The organism is Streptococcus oralis (genome assembly GCF_001579175.1).
GTDB classification, from domain to species: domain Bacteria; phylum Bacillota; class Bacilli; order Lactobacillales; family Streptococcaceae; genus Streptococcus; species Streptococcus oralis_O.
On record NZ_KQ970762.1, the window covers coordinates 133,758 to 152,888 of the forward strand.

Sequence of the window (19,131 nt, forward strand, 5' to 3'; positions counted from 1 at the left end):
ATTTTCTAGCGCAAAAAGTCCTGTTTCCATTTTTCAATAACTTCTTGCTGATTTGTTGGCGCAGTCTTAATAGGTGCGCTACCTTTCATTCGGTCAGATACACCTTTCTGGACTGCATCCTCCCACGTTTTCTGAATACTTGCGACTGATTCAGTCACGGCTTCAGCGTTTGATAAATCAACCACAGATACTAATTCAACTGGTAAGCCACGTTCGCTTAGCATCGTCTTAGCCTCTGCGGTCAATTCCTTGCGAGCAATAGCCTTTTCACGGTCAGCTAGTTCTTGCTCACGCTGATCCAACTGATATTTCTGTTTCTCGTCAGCGTTCATTTTGGCAAGCTTCTTAGCTTCGTTTTCCTTAGCTTCTTGCTCTGATTTCCACTTAGCAAATTTCTTATCGATGATAGCATCGACTTCTGCATCTGTGTATTTTTTCTCGTCTTGCGGTTGGGTTTCGATAGTAGGTTCTGCAGGTACCTTTTGTTCTTCAACCGTTTCGACTGTTTGTGTTTCTTCGTTCATTACGAACCTCCTATTTTTAAAGTCGTCCCCGACTGTATAATTCCATGGCTTTTAGTGTCGTCAATGCTTGGACAATAAGCGCACCAGCGGACTCGAACCGCTCGCCAGATTTTAAGAATCGAACTTAATTAACCCGTAAGATAGAATCGAACTATCTTCCCTTCGTGCGCATATAAAAACCGCATCGAATTCGACACGGTTTATAGCAATTTACAGTAATTTATAGCAGTCTATTCCTGCTAGTCAAGATGTTGGATCACCTCCTAATCTTTAATGGCACAATTTGAAACCTTGGCGTAAACATCCACATAAGTCTCTTTCTTGTCTCCGTTATGCGTGATTTCTGCATAATCTCCACAAGGTTCGCTTGATGTAATTGCGTTCGTACTAACAAGAGCCTTCCAATTTTGCAAAGTCTTGCTAAACCAAACCACAAAGCAGTCTTCTGCTTTGATTTCACGATCTGATAAGCGCGAAAATTCTTGTGATGCCAATTGTTTTGCTTTTTCTAACATTTCATTCCTCCGTTTTTTCGTATGTCTCCGCAAAAATATCTGGTTTGCATGGATAAAACTCGCCTTGCACACCTTTGATGATATAATCCCCTTCAGTCGCAATCATCAACCCTTCAAGCGTTTCGATTTTTAAAAGAGGATTGCTTAAATCAGCGTAGTCAATCCGTACTGGGTCTAGTCCAAAATCGCATAGCTCATCTATAGCTTCTTCCGTATCTACGAACTGAACCGCCTCAATGACTACAGGCTTCTTTCTGTATTTCATTTCTTCAATCCTTTCTTTATGCCATCAATTATCCCGCCAATTAACGCTGAAATAATAAAGATTAAAAACAAAAATACCAACCACCCGAAGGCGATTGCTATCCATTCCCAAATGAACATGTTTTACTCCTTTCTTAGTTATAATCAATCAACTTCATACGATAATGAAGAAATGTCGGTTAATATTTTAGGTAGTAACTCAATCGCGCTGAACGTATCCGCCCCATAAATACTTAACTCTAATTTCAATGTCGCTGAGCTATTTCCGCCTGATCCTGAAAATTCTACGTCAGTTATCCCAATTCTTGTTGTATTCATTCTCAATCCTTTCTGAGCACGAAAAAAGCACTTAGATTTCTCTAGGTGCTTTGATAATCATTAGTTATTTTTTTACCCAAAACCATGTGAAAATTTATCTGGCAATTTTTTTCCAAGCTTGATACTTTTAGTTAAAGTATCTTTTAAAAACGAAGCAAACTCTTCCAAATCATCGCCTTTATAGCTATAATTTAAGGTGTTTTTGTCTACTGTAGCAACGCCTTGACATTCCCCACTTACCGCAGAGTATCGTCTTAAAACAGCGTTATCTTCAATCTTACGCATAGTAATAATTTGTTTATCAATCTTCGCCATTTTCACTTGCCTCCTGGTAATTAAATTTTATGTTAGCTTTTTTATGAGCTTCATCATAATCCATTTTTTTATGGTTCATGTAGTACGACTCAAGACTCTCGTGTTGTAGCATTATTATATCACTCTCTTTTGGGTCGCCCATGTATAATCTTTGAAAACTTTGAGCCATATCATAATGTGGATAAAAGTTCATCATTCTTTCTTCAAAGGCTTCATAATCCCACAATAAATACTTATTGTCTAGGATGTGTTCTAATGCTTTTGACACTGTAGAATATGGTAGTTTACTGCTTTTTGCCATTTTTTCCACAACGTCTGCTCTGTCCGAATTTCTCAGCTGATTGTAGTATCTTACTGCAAAGTCATTCTTTTGCTTCTCTACGTCTCCACGAGCAGCGCTTATTGAACCACTAGAAACCTTAGGAGTTGACTTATCCATACCTTCATTATAACTCTTTGTCCTGTCTTTTGCAACGTATTTGTCATACCACTCTTTATAACTCATATCAGCAGGTACATACTCAACCTTTCCTGTTTCAGGATTTCTCGCCCTGCGCTCTAACTTGCTGTAGTCGATATCATCATCGTGGGCGATAGTCGTAGACCTGCACCACGGATGGAGTGGTGGATAGTTCACGCCAGGAACAGCCTTGTCCGTATCATAAACCTTGTTGTCGTGCTCCTGGCAAATGTGAGACGTGCGCTTGTCCAACACTGCTACAAATTTGTACTTTGTAATCTCAGCATCTTCATAGCTGAGCAGTTCCATCTGGTTATGAAAAAAGGCCGACTCAGTACGAACCAAGCGCCTTGCGTTGTTTTGACCAACATCAAATCGTTCAGCGATTGCCCGAGCAGTATCTCGTGTACTTCGACCCGTCATGAGACTCACTAGGAGCTCGTCTTTCACGCTTGAAGCAAGCGCCCCTGTATTATCCCATATCCTATCCGAATAGCCCTCTCCTGTCCATTTTAAGCCCCTTAAACGCTTGATTTCTGTTTCAGGGAGACTTGAGAAGCTGTAAGCAAGTCCTGTCTGCTGTTGCAAGTCAAAGGTAGCCTTGTAGTAGCTATCTTTCATCAAGTCACTATAAAAAGCATCTGAGCCTTTCTTCTCTGAACGATAGATTGACTCACGCATGCGGTCTAGGTCGTCGTTTAGACGCTCTAAACGCTTCATACGATAAGAGTAAGCTGGACTGTCTAAATCAGCAAGCAACCTTTGAATGTTTGGGTCGCTCGGTCTCGCTTCAATAACCTTACGAAGTTCGTTTAGGTCCTTCTGGTCCTTCATATTTTTTAAGACCTGTCTAGCCTCACGCTCGCTCAATCCATAATCGCGTTGAAACTTGTCAAAGACTTTGTTGATTTGCTTATCTAAATAGGCTTTAGATTGCTTGTAAATCTCGTCGAACTTGTCTGCTTGCCTCTCAGCCTTATCCATCTGCTCATAGATGAGGTTAGCCTTCCTCTTCGTCCAGTATTCCTTGTTCTTCATCTGCTACCTCATCATCCGGCTTCGTGTTAGCCTGGTTAAAGAACGGCACACGGTCCTTATTCTTTTCTTTCTCTTCCTCGAGTTCTTCCAATTCAGAATCAGGATCTTCAACGAATGGCAAGAGCGAAATAAGCTGACGAAGGGAGACCTTGCCTTCAAGATTATTGATAATCTGTGATAATTCAAGCAAGTTCTTAGGAAGTCCACGGCTGAATTGTGGCACGATTGAATGTGCTTCAAGCGCAATCTGCTGCATACCCAAATAATGAGCGAAGATAGCAATCCGTTGTCTTAGACCTCGCTTGTAGTTTGCTTCTTTCGTCTTAGTAATCATTTCAAGGCCCAGTAGCTTGAATTCCATGGCTACGCCCGAGCTATTGCCAGCGAAGTTTTCATCTGTCAAATTCGGCACATGGCTAAATGTGTAGATGTCTTCTTTCAAAGCCTTGCGCAAGATTTCAGTTGCGTTCTCGTCCAGAGCATTCTTTAAGAAATCAGCCTTAGCATCTGCTGGCAATTCCAAAAGGCCTTCTTCAGCAAGGATACTCATTGCCTCTCTAGCATCCTCTAGATTGTCAGCCAACTGCGCACCGTACAGAACAAGAATAGACTCGACTGCCTGCTCTTTGTCGTTGACGCGATTGCCCATCAATGAATTGTAAGCATCAATCAAGCTGATTTGTTGCTCATAATCACCAATCGCAAAGTGATTATTGCGGTATTCAATGATTGGGATTTGACCAAGATTATGTTCTTCTACATTCTCATTCTGCGTCGTTCCTGTGCTCGAATCACGCAGCACGATGTGGTAATGCAGTTTTTGAGTAAAGACTTCAGCTTGATACTTAGTCGCATCTTTCGTGTCGTCTTTAATTTCGTAGTAGTATACCGCAAATAAAGCCTTGCGTTCGATGCTATCATCGTAAACGATGAATACATTCTCAGGATCTACGCTGGTCGAATCAAGCTCAGTCAATCCCTCTTTTGCATAGATGTACTCGTAAGCACGTCCATAGATAGCCATGTTCAAAGCATTCTGCGCATCCACTTGGTCAATTTCAGCGCCATCGAAAGCCTCAAGTAAAGGCTCAAGGTCGCTCTCAGCGGTGTTGTTATACTTGATAGGATTGCCCATAAAATAGCCAGTAGACGTGTCTGCAATGTCCTTAGCGTGGTTTGCTACTGTCTTGAAGTTCGGAGCATTCTGATTTCTTCTCGTGTGTTTCAAGATAGCATGATCACCCAAATAGTATTTCTTCAAATCCTGTAAGCGACTGCGCTCTAGTGTATGTTTGCGAATCAACTTGTAAATCAATTCCTTATTCAAAGCTGTTTCATCGTATCCGTCTCGTGGATAAGTTAAAATCTGATACATTTCATTCCTTTCTATAAACCGTACTGCGAACGTCTGCGGACGGTTGCTTTCCCACCTTCGATGCATTGAAGGCTATATCTCAGCGCATCCATCAAGTGGTTGTTCTTATCTTCTGGTTTGTTCAACCAATTGCCTTCTTTATCTCGTTGATAACAATAACTATAAAATTCATCCATGATGTGTTCACAATTCGGATGCACATAAATAGCGTATCCTTGTAATTTGGACACGCCTGCCATGATACTATCCTTTCCCTTTCTACTCTCTTTGATTCGAGATATCCCGTGCTCTGACCTGAGTTCTTCAATCAATCGTGACTCTGCGCTATCTGCGATGATTGTAGAGCGATGATATCCTTTATCTTTTATCATCTTAGCGACTTCCTTGGTTATCAAACCAACCTTGTACGCTTCGTCAAAGATGTGTATCTCTTTTGTAGTATCGTTTATCAGCGAGCAACACAAAGCAGTTGGATCATGAGTAAAACCAAAGTCAAGACCGATACATAATTTGTTAGCTGAATCTCGTAGTAATTCATCCTTATCGAAATCCTTGACAGTCACGTTCTCGTAGATTAAACCTTCAGCAACTCCCCACTCGCCATCACAGACAATTCTAGCCCGTCTTGGATTCGTGTGATACAAGTCCTCATAACGCTTGATATCGACTTCGTCAAGCCATTCATTGCATCTAAAAGTTGTTGTAAGCGATAGCGTGTCTGCTCGCTGAGTCTCCTTATCAAAAAAGACACGTTTGAGCCAGTGCCTCTCATTCCATGGGTTGAATGTGACCGTGATTTGTTTAAAGAAATCAGGTACATCTAAGCTACCACGGATAGATTCAACAACTGTACTAAACTTATCTTCAGTCTCGATTTGATATGCTTCCTCGAACCAAGCCCAGCAAAGTATACCTACATCGACCGTGATAGATGTGATTTTAAGTTCATCATCCAAACCGCGGAAGAGGATCTTCTGGCCTGTTTCTTTGACAGTTATCTCAGGCAACGACTCGTTGAATTTAAACTTATGAGCGACTTTTAGTTGGTTAGCTGCCCACTTGAAATCCGTGTAGGTCGATTGTTTGTTTGTGTTAGAGTATCTACGAATAACAAGTAAGTTGGCCCAGGGATATTTTAAAATGCGAGTAACATAGTTTAAAGCAGTCGTCTTTGACTTCTTCGAACCACGAGACCCTTTTACGACTCTGTACAAGTTTCTCGAGCGCCAGAATTGACCATATCCACCACCTACTGTCTTAGGTAGGTCTACGATAATATCGTTCTGTTTAATCTGGTATGTCTGACTCATTCGCAAACACCACCGTTCCAGAAATATCGACTTCGGATTTATCCGTCCAAAGCCTGTGACGTTTACCCAAAAGCTCGGCTGCCTTAATTCGATCTTTCGCTCCAACATCTATATCCGTAATCGTCTGACCTAGCTCTCCAATGCTAATCAAGGTCTGTTCTTGCGTTTCTCCTCGCATGACCGAAGTTAGGTAAGTAAGCACCTCTTCCTGCGTTGCAATTTTTTCAGACGCAAGCCGAGCCAGTCTTTCATCGATATAAGATTTGATTGTAGTATTTTGTAGTAACTTAGACGCGTTAGTATTAGCATATTTAGAGCTATACCCTGCCTTAATAGCTGCATCTGTCGCATTTCCGCTGATGATGTACTCATCAGCGAATCTCTGTTGTTTTAAAGTTAATTTAGCGATTTTCCATCACCTCCATTTTTTACAACACAAAAAGCCACACAATGTGTGACTTTAAAATAAAACCTCTAAGGGAATCAAACCCTCTAGCTTATAACTTATCCGGAATATAATTAGCTATGCAATCATGCAAGGTCTAGTCGCTCCGCAACCATTTGTAAGTTCAAAAAAATAACGACATCAAGGATTGGACCCAAAAAGACTAAGAAGAAATCACTGGCTCGTCCCTGATACCGTTACAAAAAAATTATTAAAGGAGTCATCAGTCCGCTTTACCGTACTTGCTGACAATATCATAATAGCACATTAAAAGTTCACTTTAGTTCACTTCGTTCACAATTTTTAGATAAATTTTCAAAGGCAGACTTTCTGATTTTTTGAATAGCGCCTCTACTATATTTTAGCCTAGCTTCGACTTCATTCCATGTCATACCATCGATGTAAAACAACCGCATTACGATATTTTCTACCGGATCGTCTAGCGATTCGATCGCTTGAACTAACTCATCCCGCTCTTTATATAAAACTTGAATTTCTTGATAGAGCTGTTCCGTTTTATCAATAATCAGAATATTCAATTCTTCTGATTGATTTTTATCATTCTTCGATTTTGGCATATTGTCAAACTGCTGTCCTCGTAAAATGCCTGACTTCAAACTGATAATTTCCTGATGTTTTGACTTCGCTTTGATATCAATGTACTGCAATGCTTTTAATCTTTGCTTGATATTTATCGTCATTCATCCTCCTCGATGCCAATTAAAATCAGCTCTTTCTAAATCCAATAGCAAATCAACTACCTCTTGACCGCGCTGGCTTTCTAGCAATTCGTTGCCGACTGGCTTAGTTGCCATGACCTCAGCAATCCATTCTAACCAAACCTCATCTTCCATCACTCCAACTCCTTTGTTTTGAGCGTAAGATTATTTAATAGATATGGTTCTCTTTGACGGGTTCCGTGGTTGAATCTATAAAGAACGCTCCATTGACTCTTAGAATACGGATATCTGTTTGGTCGTTTCATTCTTCCACCTCCTCAATCTCAATACCCGGACAATCAAATACCCAGCCGAAGTTAGCTTCTTCTAGTTCTTTGAGGGTGTGATGTGTTTGATATAAAGTATTTTTGTCTTTGCTTGAAAATATCCAGTAGTTTTCGTTTCTGTTACGATTTAAAAAATTAAAATTAGTATCAATACCTTTCATCTTCACCAAATACCGCTTCTCTTCCTCGACCTCGTAGCCGAATTGGTGCATATTTATAAGGATTTGGATTGCTTTAGTGTTTATGTCATCAAACCAATCCTTAAAATCATTTTCTGCCTGTTGCTCAAACCTATATACATAATCAAAAATATTAAATTCTAGAGCATATTTGTGTTTTTCGTACCAATCAGCAACAAATTGCGGAATCACTGGCCTATTCAATTCTTTCCGAATCTTATCAGCATCTTTCAATTGTTCGCCAACCCATGCTCCCTCAAGTTTGCCTTGCTCGTAACCTTCACGCCATTTTGCATGACTGAAATCTTGTCCAAATTCACTCATGATAGCTTTCAACCAGACCTCTCTATTATGCAATGGCAATTCTCGTAATCGTGCTAGTACGTTCTTGAGATAGCGCGGAGCTTCGTCTGCGTGACCTGTTTCGGGTTCGCCCTTGACATAAATCGCATCGTTTGGTGCAATAATTTGTTCGCCGTAATCAAGTTTAACAACGTTCTCAACAAACCTGTCATCAAGCACCTTTAAGCTAACTATCTTCCCTTTTATTAAAACATCTGTTCCGATAGGGAACAAAATCCGTGGGACATTAATCAATTCCTGCTTATTCATCTTCCAACTCCTTTAACTGTCCTTTCATTTTCTTCACTCGCTTTTTCAACAAGTCACGTTCTTCCGACCTGCTAAAAGCAAGTGATTTTACGCAAGGCTTAGACAATTCTACTATCCTTGCCTCTGTCTGCTCGATTGACCGCTTCAATCCGTCAATCATTATTTGTTTGTTGTTTTTCATGGTTTAACCTGCCTGTTTCTCAAGCCAGCTGAAGAGCAGGCCGAACTGCTCCGTCACCAGCTCATCATCGTTGTATTGTTTACAAATTTCTCCGATGGACGACACAGCCCACAGCCAATAGACATCTGAACCAAAACCGACCTCTTGACTTTTCTGGTTACTGCGCGTCATCCATTCCGGAATAACTCTGCTAAAGAAATCAATATAATTGATTTTCATGGCAATTCCTCAATCTTGATATAGATCCCGACTGTATCCGCCCAGAACTTTTCGACAATCTCGCTGGCCACTTGTGCATCATCTTGCCAGTAGCCAAGTTTTGTCATGCAGTCCTTGAGTAGCTTCTGCAGATTATCCGTATCTGGCTTTGTGGTCTTGTACTGGCCGTCGTAGCTTTTTTTGATACGAGGGAAGCACCACTTGACCGTCAGACGAATCGCTCCTTTAATTTTATTCGGAGGTACATGCTGCGCAAGCAAGCTATCAAATTTTGCTCTGGCATTTTTCAAATCCTCTGGCTCATAAAAGATTGGCTTACCAAATTGGACATTTACCTTTTTTTGTTGGTGAGTCGTTGTTGGAATTTTTTGCATAGGTAAAAAGAATTCAATATACATTTTTATAAATGTACTCCTTTCTTTTTTTAAATTTCGCTTTTAGTCCACGTCAGGGGACAGGGTTACAGGGTTACAGGGGGCGTAGCTCAATCGCCCCTGTTCCTGTACCTGTACCCATGGACCATCAGGGACATTTCCTAAATATTCTTCTTTCGGAGAAAGAGAATATTCTGTCCCTTATTTTGTCCCTAGGGACATTTTCGATAAATAATCGACTTTGTCCCTCATTTTGTCCCTCAAATTGAACTTGTAGAGACAAGGACATTTTCGATATTTTGTCCCTCGTCCCTAAGGACATTTTTGATAGACATAATCGAATTTGTCCATCGACTTTGTCCTTGTCCCTCATTTTGTCCCTAGGGACAAACTCGATTGTTTTTTTTGTCTCTATCTTTGTCCCTAGGTGTCTGATTTTGCTATAATTTCTTTGTTTTTTACTTCAAAATTACCATTATTTTTTATCCATCTACGGACTGTTTTTTCACTTACTGGCTTTTCCTCGGTTGAAAAATATCCAATTAAATCATCAATAGTAACTGGACTAATCCCGTCTGCAAGAGTTGAAATTGCAGTTTCTATTTTTTCAGAGCGTTTCTCAGAGCGTTCTTTTTTTGAACTTTTTTTATCGAAATTCTTCTTCCAAGGCGAATTGTTCCCATTCACATCTTCACCCAATTGTATATCCGCCAACACACCCGATTCATCAAGTGTATGCACTGGATAGCTGAACCACATGTTGACTGGCTTGAACTTGGCAAACTCTCGAAGCGTGCCTTCGACGCGCCATGCGGTCGCTATCTGGACCTTGTTACGGACTTCTTCGAGTTTGTCTGTGTAAGGCGCCCGAGCCATGACATCAGGAATACCTTTCTCGAAGTGCGTCCGCATTTGCGCAGGGCTCAATAGATCATCTAGTCCGACATTTTGCTGGTAATAGGCATTATTTAGCTCTTGCAAGGCCTGTTTGTATACTTCGCACGCTGCTTGATTCAGTCTTTGAGTAAGCAATTCCTCTGACACTTCCAGCTCGACCAAATCAATAAGCGCGTCAGGATCCCTAGCGAATACACCCGAACCACTGGCACGGTCCATGGACTTCTTGCCACCTTGCGAACCTTTTGAGTGGTGATGGCAGTAGATAACACTAGAGCCGAGCTCTGTGGCCACTTTATCGAATTGATTGGTAAAGTGTGCCATCTGGTCTGCGCTGTTCTCGTCTCCAGTCAGGACCTTGTAAATCGGGTCGATAATAACTGCGATATAATTCTTCTTCAAAGCCCTGCGGATAAGCTTAGGCGCTAGCTTGTCCATCGGTACGGTCTTTCCACGCAAATTCCAGATATCAATGTTACTGATGTTCTGTGGTGGTAATCCCATGGCTTGGTAAACATCGCGGAATCGATGCAAGGCGGACGGACGGTCTAGTTCCAGATTGACATAGAGGACACGCCCTTGGGTACAATCCCAACCAAGCCATTTCTTGCCCTCGGCAATAGCGATTGACATCTCAATCAAAGCGAATGACTTACCAGCTTTTGAAGGCCCGGCAATCAGCATCTTATGACCTTGACGAAGCACGCCTTTAATCAGCTCAGGCGCCAATTCTGGCAAATTATCCCAACTGTCGGCCAATCCTTCAGGATCAGGTAAATCATCGTTCAAGTCTTCGATGTATTGGTACCACTCGTCCCAATCAGCTTTACCAATGTTGGTATCTACTAGAAATTGCTTCTGGCCATTTCGGACGAAACCTGGCATGCGCGAAAGTCTACTTGGATTTTTATTTTGAGTATCAACTATAATTCCGTTCTTCTGACAGATTTTATAAAGATAATCAACCCGGTTCCGATACTCTTCATAATTCTTAGCATCTACTTTGACGATGGCATGCAATGACTTGTTCCCACTGTGTACTAAGGCTGCAATTGGCAATTCAAGTTCTTTGTAGATGGCATTCTGCTTGTCAATCGGCATGCTATCGGATTCGACCAGAGCATAGCGAAAATCTGTCACATTTTCGTTTTTAGCGCCCTTGCCATCCATGGGATTGAATCGCACCCATGCGCCAGCTTCTTCGTGATAGTCACCAAGGACAGCTCCAATATCTCCATTACATTCTTGTAAGAGCTGAATCAACTCACCAGCTGTACGATCATATGCTCCCTTAGTTGGCAGCCATTTAACAATCTCGCCAGTTTCGTCGTCAATCTTGGGGTAGCACTTGGTCACATAACCGACATTTTCACCGGCTTCAAAAAGTGTTTCAAGGTATTTGATGATTTCTTGTACTGGATTCCAAACTGTCGGCTCGTGGATTTCCTTGCCCTCGATCCAATCTTTATCAATGACACGATAATCACGATCTATTGTATCGGTCCAGCCTAACTCATGCGCATTCTCACTATCATAGCCAGATTGCGACACCCAGCCGTTTTCTTTTGCAAGTTGGGTAATAGTCGCACCCGTCACGATAGTTCCTGCTTCCTCGTTGAAGGTATCCCATTTCTTGAAACACTCGAATTTCTTGTATCGACTATCATTTTGCGACCAGTTATCCCAGTCAGATGCCGTATATCCTTCATGCTTGAGGGCCATGCCGACATTGACCCACGTTTGATAATCTACCGTGGCAGGATTGATATAATCCAGCAACGGCAACAAATTAAAATCATTCTCTGCCACTGTTTTCTCCTTTTTATTTAAATTCCTTTGCTATTGCCGCAATGACATTGACTGTCACGCTGTTTCCGGCTTGTTTGTATAATTGACTATTGCTACTAACTTCTTGCGCTTTATCAAACGCCCAATCAGGAAAACCTTGTAACCTCCAGCACTCACGAGGTGTTAGTTTGCGAATACGATAGCCATCGGTGATTCCAAAACTTCCAGCTCGAACAGTACTACCTCCCCCACTTGATGTTAATGTCCCAACCTCATCTTTTGTGATTTTGTTGTAAAAGTCTACAACTTTGACCAGGTTATTCTCTTGATAGCTATTGCTAGTTAGAGTAGGAGCGATGTCATGTTCTCCGCCTCGATTATAACCGTGTGCTCTTTGAATAATTTTTACACCCTCCCCTTTATTTGTTGTGAGTGTAGGAGCCAATCCAGTTGAATCATAAACCTCTCCATTCATCCCATTTCCTGAAGGATGGATGTTTCCGATGGACCTCACTTTCTGCGATTTACTTTCAACAATGTACGCCCCTGCGCCTTGTGAGTTTCCGTATCTGGTTGTAATGGTATTGCTGTACTGTTCGTTGATTGAAGTAGCTTGCTGGCCACTTTTTGAGAGAGGAAAAACTCTTCTGGTACATTCTCCTCTAAGATGGCCGATAATGAGCACGCGCTCCCTGTTTTGGGGGACTCCAAAATTCTTGCTGTTAATATTTTCCCATTCCACATTGTACCCCAATTCATCCAAGGCTCCGAGGATGGTCTCAAATGTAGCTCCTCCGTCATGGTTGAGGAGTCCTTTGACGTTCTCAAGGAATAGATATTTAGGTCTGAGAATAGATGCGAACCTTGCAATTTCAAAGAAGAGACTTCCTCGTGTATCTTCAAAACCTCGTCTGTTTCCTGCAATGCTGAAAGCTTGGCACGGAAATCCTCCACAGATAATGTCCACACGTCCGATTCCTCGAATAAACTCGTCTGATACTGCTGTGATGTCATGTAATTCTATTTCTCCCTTCGTATTGTGTATAGCTTTATAACTAGCTCTTGCGAATTTGTCAATTTCGCAAAAACCAACACATTCATGACCCGCGGATTCCATTCCAAGACGGAACCCACCGATGCCAGCAAATAAATCAAGAAACTTCATACATCACCCCGGTATATATTCAGCTGGTCGCACGCCTGCTGGCAATCGCCAGCCGTTTGCAGCAATGCGATCAATCATATTCCTAGCGTGGTCAAATTGCCACATCCCGACATCTTTAAAGCCTCGACCTTCCAGAAAACGAATCTGTTTTGGTGTGGTCAAACCTTCTGCTTGTCTCTTGTGCAATCTGTCTAAATATAAAGCAGCCTTTCCAGCATTCCCGATTTCATCAGGAAGTATGCCGTACTTCTCAAGCGCTTTGATTTGTTTATCGCTAGCAGGAGCCATTTCCCATCCAAAGTTAGGAACGTAGTTCGATAAATCTTCAGCATGGATAGACATTTCGAATTGCAATGGATCCACAAGTTTACGCTTACGCTTGCGCATTTCTTCCAGCTGTTTTGCCAAAGCCTCTTCACGCTGTGCGACAACGTCCTCGGTTGCCTTGACTTCCATATCCTCAAGGTCAAGCATGACACCTGTTTGCTCTTCCATATTCTCAACCATTTTCTGAGCGACTTCTGGCGTTTCACAGATAAGGTGAGCTGGCCGACAGAGTTCGTGGCGTTCAGTGTGCCAGAGGAAGTCTAGCAAAAGCAGTTCTTCTTTACCTGGATGCAAGCGAGTCCCACGCCCTACCATCTGGCTATACAAGGCACGTACCTTAGTAGGTCTTAACACTACCACGCAATCTACTGATGGGCAATCCCAGCCTTCAGTCAAGAGCATAGAGTTACAAAGAACGTTGTAGCGGTCATTCTCGAAGTCTTCTAAGACTTCGGCACGGTCCTTGGACTCTCCATTTACTTCAGCAGCGCGAAAACCTTTTGCGTTTAGAATATCTCGAAACTTCTGTGAGGTCTTCACCAAAGGCAAGAATACGACTGTCTTGCGGTCTGCACATTGCTTGGCCATTTCATCTGCTATCTGTTCCAGATATGGATCCAGTGCCGTTCCGACATCGCTCGCTTTGAAATCACCAGCTGACATACTGACGTTTGTTAAATCCAAGCTGAGCGGTATTGTCAAGGCCTTAATTTTAGATAGATACCCTTCTTGGATAGCTTGAACTAGCGAATACTCATAAGCTAAGCTGTCGAAGTAAGAACCAAGGTTCTTCATATCTCCGCGGTCAGGCGTTGCAGTTACTCCCAATACATTCGATTGTGCAAAATAACCAAGGACACGTTGATAACCGTCTGAAATAGCGTGATGAGCTTCGTCAACCACAATCGTATCGAACCAGTCAGGAGGAAATTGACTAAGTCGCTTCTCTCTCTGCATCGTCTGAACAGAACCAACTACAACACGATACCATGAACCGATAGAGGTATTCTCAGCTTTTTCTAAGGCCGTGCCGAGACCTGTCGCAGTCTTGAGCTTGTCGCTAGCCTGCTCTAAAAGCTCTGACCTATGAGCAAGGACAAGCACACGCTTGCCCTCTTTCACTTGATCTTCAATGATTTTGGAGAAGACGATTGTCTTTCCACATCCTGTAGGCAATACTAAGAGCGTGCGCTTGCGACCTTTAGCCCATTCAGCTTGAACAGCTTCCCGTGCTTCCTGTTGATAAGGTCTTAATTGCATCCCTTACCTCCTAGAATTGCCCAGCTTGGTATCCAGCTTGTCCTTGTGGTTGTTGTCCAAAGTTCTGCGGTTGTGGTTGTTGGTAGCTTGCTTGTGTAACTTGTCCTGGTTGTTGGTTCAACACTTTTGTATAATCCACGTCTTCAGGGTAGAGCATGGATTTGACTTCGTTGTAATTGTTGTTATTGTATTGTCGGGTTCCGACTTTACATACTCCAGTTGCACCGATGATGGTATTCCAGTTCATGCGAAGCGGTTCGCCCTTTTTCTTTTGGCCGATTGCAGCAAAGAAAGCAGATAACATTCCTTCAGTTGAGCTGTGTAAGAATAGGTTGTGGCGCAGTTCGGTCTCGCCTTCGTTAGCTACAATCTTGATGCTGACGATAGCCTTATTACATGCTGGTAGTTTACCTGGATTTTGCGGATTTGGCGTGTGTCGTGTACGTTCCATGCCAACGACTGTAAAATAGTACAACCCATCAGGCAAAAGGACGAAATCCGAGTCTTTTTCAATCGTATCTTCCCAGCCAATTTCGTGATCAAAGTTATTGTATTGTTGTTGTGTCATGTTGATTTCTCCTTTAAGCTAAAATAGTAATTTTTTTGTTGCTAGCAAGTTCATTTTTTAAATAATTTGCGATGCTTTCGACGGCTTCTAATTTCCATTTACCACCATCTGCTTCAAAGAGCGCAAGATTTGCCAATTTGTTGATGCGGAAGACGAATTGACTTGCTGGTTGCTCTACTTCGTTGAAAGTACGATATGGTCGCAAGGTTACTGGATTTGGAGTTTTAGCTTGTGCTAGGCTTGCTACCCCATCACGAACCGTAGCCATTTGACTGATGCCATTGTCCTGTACTTCTGCACCTTTTTCGATTTTCAAATGGCTAGCAAAATCCAAAACCAAATTACGGTCTGCATCATTGATAAACATAGACTGCAGCATAATATTGAATTCTTCCTGGTCGCGCCAATTGCTAAAAGGAATAACTGGAACGGTTGCTTTTACAGATACGAGCTGAGGACGTTTACCATTTTCAAAATCAACTTGATCATATACAGATACTTTTTGGAAACTGTCCACGACAACTACAAGTTTACGATCACTGATGAAATCGTTATCTGATTTGAGATAGTCAACTAGACTTTTGAGTGTCTGAAGCTCAAGGATAGGTGCGTACTTACGAGGCGTCAGTTCCTGTAAGTCATATTCATTGCTGTCAAAATATTCCTTCCCAGTTTCTGAACGAATGATTTTCTTTTCTTTACCCGCTAGTTCGACTGCGTATGATAATGCATCTTTAATATTTTCTGTCATGGTTAGTTACCTGCTTTCTTTTTGTTGTAATCAATAATATTTGTGCTTTGTTGTTCTACTTTTTCAATGAGATCGCCAGTGTCGGTTCTCATGTCCCCATTATCGTCAAAATATGTCTGACCAGGGATGCCGCTTTTGAGCTCATTCGCGTGAATTTTACCAGTGTCATCACGGCCGACAATGACAGTTGTTGCGACACCTTTTTGTGGTGCTAAAGTAGATTTGACTTCCATGCCTGTCTTAACGACCGTACGTTCATCGTCTGTTGACATCGTTAGTGTGATAGTAACCTTGCGGGTTGCTTTAGCTTCTGTATTGAGATCCAGAATATTCTCAAGGACTTTTTCAAGTTCTTTGTCAACCTTTTCTTGTAAGGCTGTATTTGCGATTTTTGACAAATCAATTTGAATAGTTTTATCTTTCATAGATACTCCTTATTGTATTTTGCTATGATTTCTAATTCCCAAAATCTACACGGTGAAGGGCAGTTCAGGATCCGCTCGTACTTGATTTTGAATAACTTCCATAGTCGCCTGCCAATGTGCCACAATCATATCCCAGTAATCAGGAGGGAAGTTTTCAATCGGAGTTCCTAGTGGGAAGTGTCCACGGATGTAAGCGACTTTTTGAAGTTCTTCTTCTGTCACGTTTCCTTGCGTCATGAGGTCCGTCAAACTCTTAGGAAAGCTTGCATGATATTGCGCTGGTGGTGTCTGAGTCTTGCTAGGGGCTTCATTTTGAGGTTTTTCAGCGACCTGTGACATATCGAGAGGCAATTCCTCTTGGATTTGCTCAGGGGCTTGCTGTACGGTCTGCTGAGGTGCTGGAGCAACTGCTTGAGGTTGTGGCGCAGGCGCTTGTACTTGTTGATTCGCAAAGATATGGGCAATTCCTGCATAATGGAACGGTAATTCATCTGGCAAACCGTGACGATTTTTGGCATCCCAAGCTGGCCGATGATTGGTATACATCACACGTTCACCGCCCTGCGCCTTCTTCTTGCCGTTCTCGGTCGTCATGACCAAGGTCTTGTAATTGGCAAATAAAACCATGTCTGCCCATTCTTTTACGAGTGGCGCTGTCTGGGAACTCGTCTTCTTGCCAAGTTTGAGCTCATATCTGTCGTAAGAACCCATCTCATCAGGTTGTTCAAATTTCTTAATCTGAGCGTGTGCAGTTAATACTACATTGATACCCATATCAACCAAGTCAGACAGGCTATTTAAGAAACGTCCCATTTCTTCTTGTACAAAGGTGTACCCCTTGCCCCATCCAAAATCTTCAATCCCTTGCTTACCATGTTGCGAACAGATGTAATTAACTGCCATGGATTCCGCCCAGTCGATTGTGTCGATGACGAGCGTTTCACATTCTGTCGGATTCGCCTTGATAAAAGCAATCTCATTGATAAGCATGGTCCAGCTGGTCGGCTTGTCGAGTCGTGCCACATCCATGTTATCTGTCGAACCTTCTGTATCGATGAAGACAGCATTTGGAAATTCAGCAGCAAACGTGGACTTGCCAATTCCTTCAGGACCGTAGATAACTACTTTTTGAGCTCGCGCTCGTTTTCCTCTTGTGATTTGCATTATTCACCTCCAAAAATTCCTTCTACCAGCGAGCGTAAAAATTTTTCTTTATTGATATCATCAACATTCTGAAGCGGTTCGTTAGGTTCTTTTTCGTCTAATGTTTCAATTAAGAATTCAGCTTTTACACGAATTAACTCGGCTTCAAAAATACGAGCCATTCCTTTGTAAATGTTTTCTTCTTTAATCAAGCGATCTTCTGGAATAATCAAAGCATCGTTTACACATTCTACCCAGCTCGCCTCATAAGCTAGACGACCCGTCCGATTTTTATAAGCTGATAAAAAATATCCAGTTTTTTTGTCACGTAATACGATAAAAGTTTTTTGTTGTTTCATGGTTGTTCTCCTTTAATTTTTAAAATCCACCTTGCCATGTTTTTGGTGCTTGTGTCACCTCTGGCTTCACGCTATACCCGTCTTCAATCAGGATGCTACATTCATCTCCTGTTGAGACTCTAGTTGCAATTGCTTGCAAGCCTTCTTGTTCAAGCCATGAACCAAATTCTTGTAGAGTCAACTGGTCCATTTGCTCCAGCTTGTCAATCAACACAAAGCCACATTCTGGTTTTAATTTACGCACGATTGCAGTCGCTACTTGCAGCTGCTGACTACCGGACATGTTATCCCAGCGCTGGCCAAGATAGAGTAATTCGCCATCATCTACGGACAAGCCCGGCAACGGTAAATCTGCGTTTGTAAGCAAATCTGTCTTCTGCTTGCGGATGTCAGCAATCACATTATCAAGTTCCTTGTATTGCTCGCGGTAACCCTTAGCATCTTCTTCTGCTTTATCCTTGTCCAAATTAGCACGTACTTTACGATTGATTTCGTCAATCTCTGCGATGTTGTTTTCAATCTCCTCAGTCGATTCATCGAGAAGGTCCATGGCATCGGTATTCGCGATAGCCAAGTCTTGAGCTAACTGACTTTCTTTTTCTTTGGCATCGGCCAGCAATTGCTCCAATCGTTCAACCTCTGCAGCTGCCGAATCGTGTTGATTTTGGATAACTACCAAGTTCTGGCGCTTACGAGCATTCTCGCCATTCTTGGCAAGGATAGCTTGTTGTTGCTGGATAAGTTCAGCGATAGAGACCAGCTCTTTCGGTGCATCAGGATAGTACGGCTGCTCTTTAGCAAATTTTTCTTTTTGATCAGCAATCACTCCGATTGCATGGCGCTCGTCATATTTGGTTTTCTCCTGCATTTCCAGTTCAGCCAATTGCGGACCAACTCCGATGATTTGTAGTAAAGTTTTTGCTTTCTCTTTGCTGGTCTGCTCCATGAATTTTGGTAAGTTGATAGCTAGCTCTTCCACAAAGCTATCCAGCAAGTTTTGACCAGCCTTGTTACCACTAGGGTCAATGACCTTGAGAGTGCTGTTCTTACCACTGCGCTCCACAATCAAGCCGTTTGATAGCGTGATTTTAAGACTAGGCGGGATTGTACTGCCTTCTCTCTGAGCTTGGCTAGGTTTGTACTTATTGCCTCCCAGCGCCCAAGCAATCGCATCCAGTACGCTTGTTTTACCTTGGTTGTTATTTCCACCCACGATTGTCAAGCCAGTCGCTGACGGCTCTAATTTGACCGCTTTAACGCGCTTGACATTTTCGATTTCTAGTTTGTTAATTGTTACCATTTGTTACTCCTTT

Annotated in this window: 23 protein-coding genes; all 23 read right to left on the reverse strand. The window is 42.2% G+C overall.

Features of this window, described 5'->3' with window-relative positions; translation table 11 throughout:
* Positions 1-5: 5 nt before the first annotated feature.
* Positions 6-524, reverse strand: coding sequence for a DUF4355 domain-containing protein (locus SORDD24_RS10075; protein ID WP_061410040.1), 519 nt, complete (start codon positions 522-524; stop codon positions 6-8).
* A 263-nt stretch (positions 525-787) separates the two neighbouring features.
* Positions 788-1,039 (reverse strand): DUF6275 family protein, encoded by a 252-nt coding sequence (locus tag SORDD24_RS10080; RefSeq protein WP_061410043.1) that lies wholly within the window; start codon positions 1,037-1,039, stop codon positions 788-790.
* 1 nt (position 1,040) lies between these two features.
* A complete protein-coding gene (locus tag SORDD24_RS10085; RefSeq protein ID WP_061410045.1) occupies positions 1,041-1,304 on the reverse strand; it encodes a hypothetical protein in 264 nt (87 codons plus the stop codon).
* A 389-nt stretch (positions 1,305-1,693) separates the two neighbouring features.
* Positions 1,694-1,936, reverse strand: a complete 243-nt coding sequence (locus tag SORDD24_RS10090; protein ID WP_061410047.1) for a hypothetical protein — start codon at positions 1,934-1,936, stop codon at positions 1,694-1,696.
* Positions 1,923-3,434 (reverse strand): minor capsid protein, encoded by a 1,512-nt coding sequence (locus SORDD24_RS10095; RefSeq protein WP_231082764.1) that lies wholly within the window; start codon positions 3,432-3,434, stop codon positions 1,923-1,925. Before SORDD24_RS10095 ends, SORDD24_RS10090 begins: the two co-directional genes overlap by 14 nt.
* The gene (locus SORDD24_RS10100; protein WP_061410049.1) at positions 3,397-4,809 is read right to left on the reverse strand and encodes a phage portal protein; all 1,413 of its coding nucleotides are present in this window, start codon (positions 4,807-4,809) and stop codon (positions 3,397-3,399) included. The genes SORDD24_RS10095 and SORDD24_RS10100 overlap by 38 nt, the downstream gene beginning before the upstream one ends.
* Positions 4,810-4,820: 11 nt before the next feature.
* Entirely contained in the window at positions 4,821-6,119 is a 1,299-nt protein-coding gene (locus SORDD24_RS10105; RefSeq protein WP_061410051.1) for a PBSX family phage terminase large subunit, read from the reverse strand.
* Complete coding sequence (locus SORDD24_RS10110; RefSeq protein ID WP_061410053.1) at positions 6,097-6,528, reverse strand: terminase small subunit; 432 nt, start codon at positions 6,526-6,528, stop codon at positions 6,097-6,099. The genes SORDD24_RS10105 and SORDD24_RS10110 overlap by 23 nt, the downstream gene beginning before the upstream one ends.
* 311 nt (positions 6,529-6,839) lie before the next feature.
* Entirely contained in the window at positions 6,840-7,265 is a 426-nt protein-coding gene (locus SORDD24_RS10115) for a DUF1492 domain-containing protein (protein WP_061410055.1), read from the reverse strand.
* Positions 7,266-7,418 (reverse strand): hypothetical protein, encoded by a 153-nt coding sequence (locus tag SORDD24_RS11240; protein ID WP_155720157.1) that lies wholly within the window; start codon positions 7,416-7,418, stop codon positions 7,266-7,268.
* 127 nt (positions 7,419-7,545) lie between these two features.
* Positions 7,546-8,361 carry a DUF1642 domain-containing protein gene (locus SORDD24_RS11385; protein ID WP_061410057.1) on the reverse strand — a complete coding sequence of 272 codons (816 nt, stop codon included), beginning with the start codon at positions 8,359-8,361 and terminating at the stop codon, positions 7,546-7,548.
* Positions 8,354-8,542: a hypothetical protein gene (locus SORDD24_RS10125; protein WP_061410059.1), complete on the reverse strand. Its 189-nt coding sequence runs from the start codon at positions 8,540-8,542 to the stop codon at positions 8,354-8,356. Before SORDD24_RS10125 ends, SORDD24_RS11385 begins: the two co-directional genes overlap by 8 nt.
* Before the next feature lie 3 nt (positions 8,543-8,545).
* Complete coding sequence (locus tag SORDD24_RS10130; protein ID WP_061410061.1) at positions 8,546-8,761, reverse strand: hypothetical protein; 216 nt, start codon at positions 8,759-8,761, stop codon at positions 8,546-8,548.
* Positions 8,758-9,159, reverse strand: coding sequence for a RusA family crossover junction endodeoxyribonuclease (locus tag SORDD24_RS10135; RefSeq protein ID WP_061410063.1), 402 nt, complete (start codon positions 9,157-9,159; stop codon positions 8,758-8,760). Before SORDD24_RS10135 ends, SORDD24_RS10130 begins: the two co-directional genes overlap by 4 nt.
* Before the next feature lie 399 nt (positions 9,160-9,558).
* Positions 9,559-11,841 carry an AAA family ATPase gene (locus tag SORDD24_RS10140; RefSeq protein WP_061410065.1) on the reverse strand — a complete coding sequence of 761 codons (2,283 nt, stop codon included), beginning with the start codon at positions 11,839-11,841 and terminating at the stop codon, positions 9,559-9,561.
* A gap of 13 nt (positions 11,842-11,854) precedes the next feature.
* Positions 11,855-12,985, reverse strand: coding sequence for a DNA cytosine methyltransferase (locus tag SORDD24_RS10145; RefSeq protein WP_061410067.1), 1,131 nt, complete (start codon positions 12,983-12,985; stop codon positions 11,855-11,857).
* A gap of 3 nt (positions 12,986-12,988) precedes the next feature.
* Positions 12,989-14,572 (reverse strand): DEAD/DEAH box helicase, encoded by a 1,584-nt coding sequence (locus SORDD24_RS10150; protein WP_061410069.1) that lies wholly within the window; start codon positions 14,570-14,572, stop codon positions 12,989-12,991.
* Positions 14,573-14,582: 10 nt separating this feature from the next.
* Positions 14,583-15,140, reverse strand: a complete 558-nt coding sequence (locus SORDD24_RS10155) for a hypothetical protein (RefSeq protein ID WP_061410072.1) — start codon at positions 15,138-15,140, stop codon at positions 14,583-14,585.
* 13 nt (positions 15,141-15,153) lie between these two features.
* The gene (locus SORDD24_RS10160; RefSeq protein WP_061410074.1) at positions 15,154-15,891 is read right to left on the reverse strand and encodes a hypothetical protein; all 738 of its coding nucleotides are present in this window, start codon (positions 15,889-15,891) and stop codon (positions 15,154-15,156) included.
* A 2-nt stretch (positions 15,892-15,893) separates the two neighbouring features.
* Positions 15,894-16,316 (reverse strand): hypothetical protein, encoded by a 423-nt coding sequence (locus SORDD24_RS10165; protein ID WP_061410076.1) that lies wholly within the window; start codon positions 16,314-16,316, stop codon positions 15,894-15,896.
* A gap of 45 nt (positions 16,317-16,361) precedes the next feature.
* Positions 16,362-17,480, reverse strand: coding sequence for an ATP-binding protein (locus SORDD24_RS10170; RefSeq protein WP_061410077.1), 1,119 nt, complete (start codon positions 17,478-17,480; stop codon positions 16,362-16,364).
* Positions 17,480-17,818 carry a hypothetical protein gene (locus tag SORDD24_RS10175; RefSeq protein ID WP_061410079.1) on the reverse strand — a complete coding sequence of 113 codons (339 nt, stop codon included), beginning with the start codon at positions 17,816-17,818 and terminating at the stop codon, positions 17,480-17,482. Before SORDD24_RS10175 ends, SORDD24_RS10170 begins: the two co-directional genes overlap by 1 nt.
* A gap of 19 nt (positions 17,819-17,837) precedes the next feature.
* Positions 17,838-19,118, reverse strand: coding sequence for an AAA family ATPase (locus SORDD24_RS10180; RefSeq protein ID WP_061410081.1), 1,281 nt, complete (start codon positions 19,116-19,118; stop codon positions 17,838-17,840).
* Positions 19,119-19,131 lie beyond the last annotated feature (13 nt).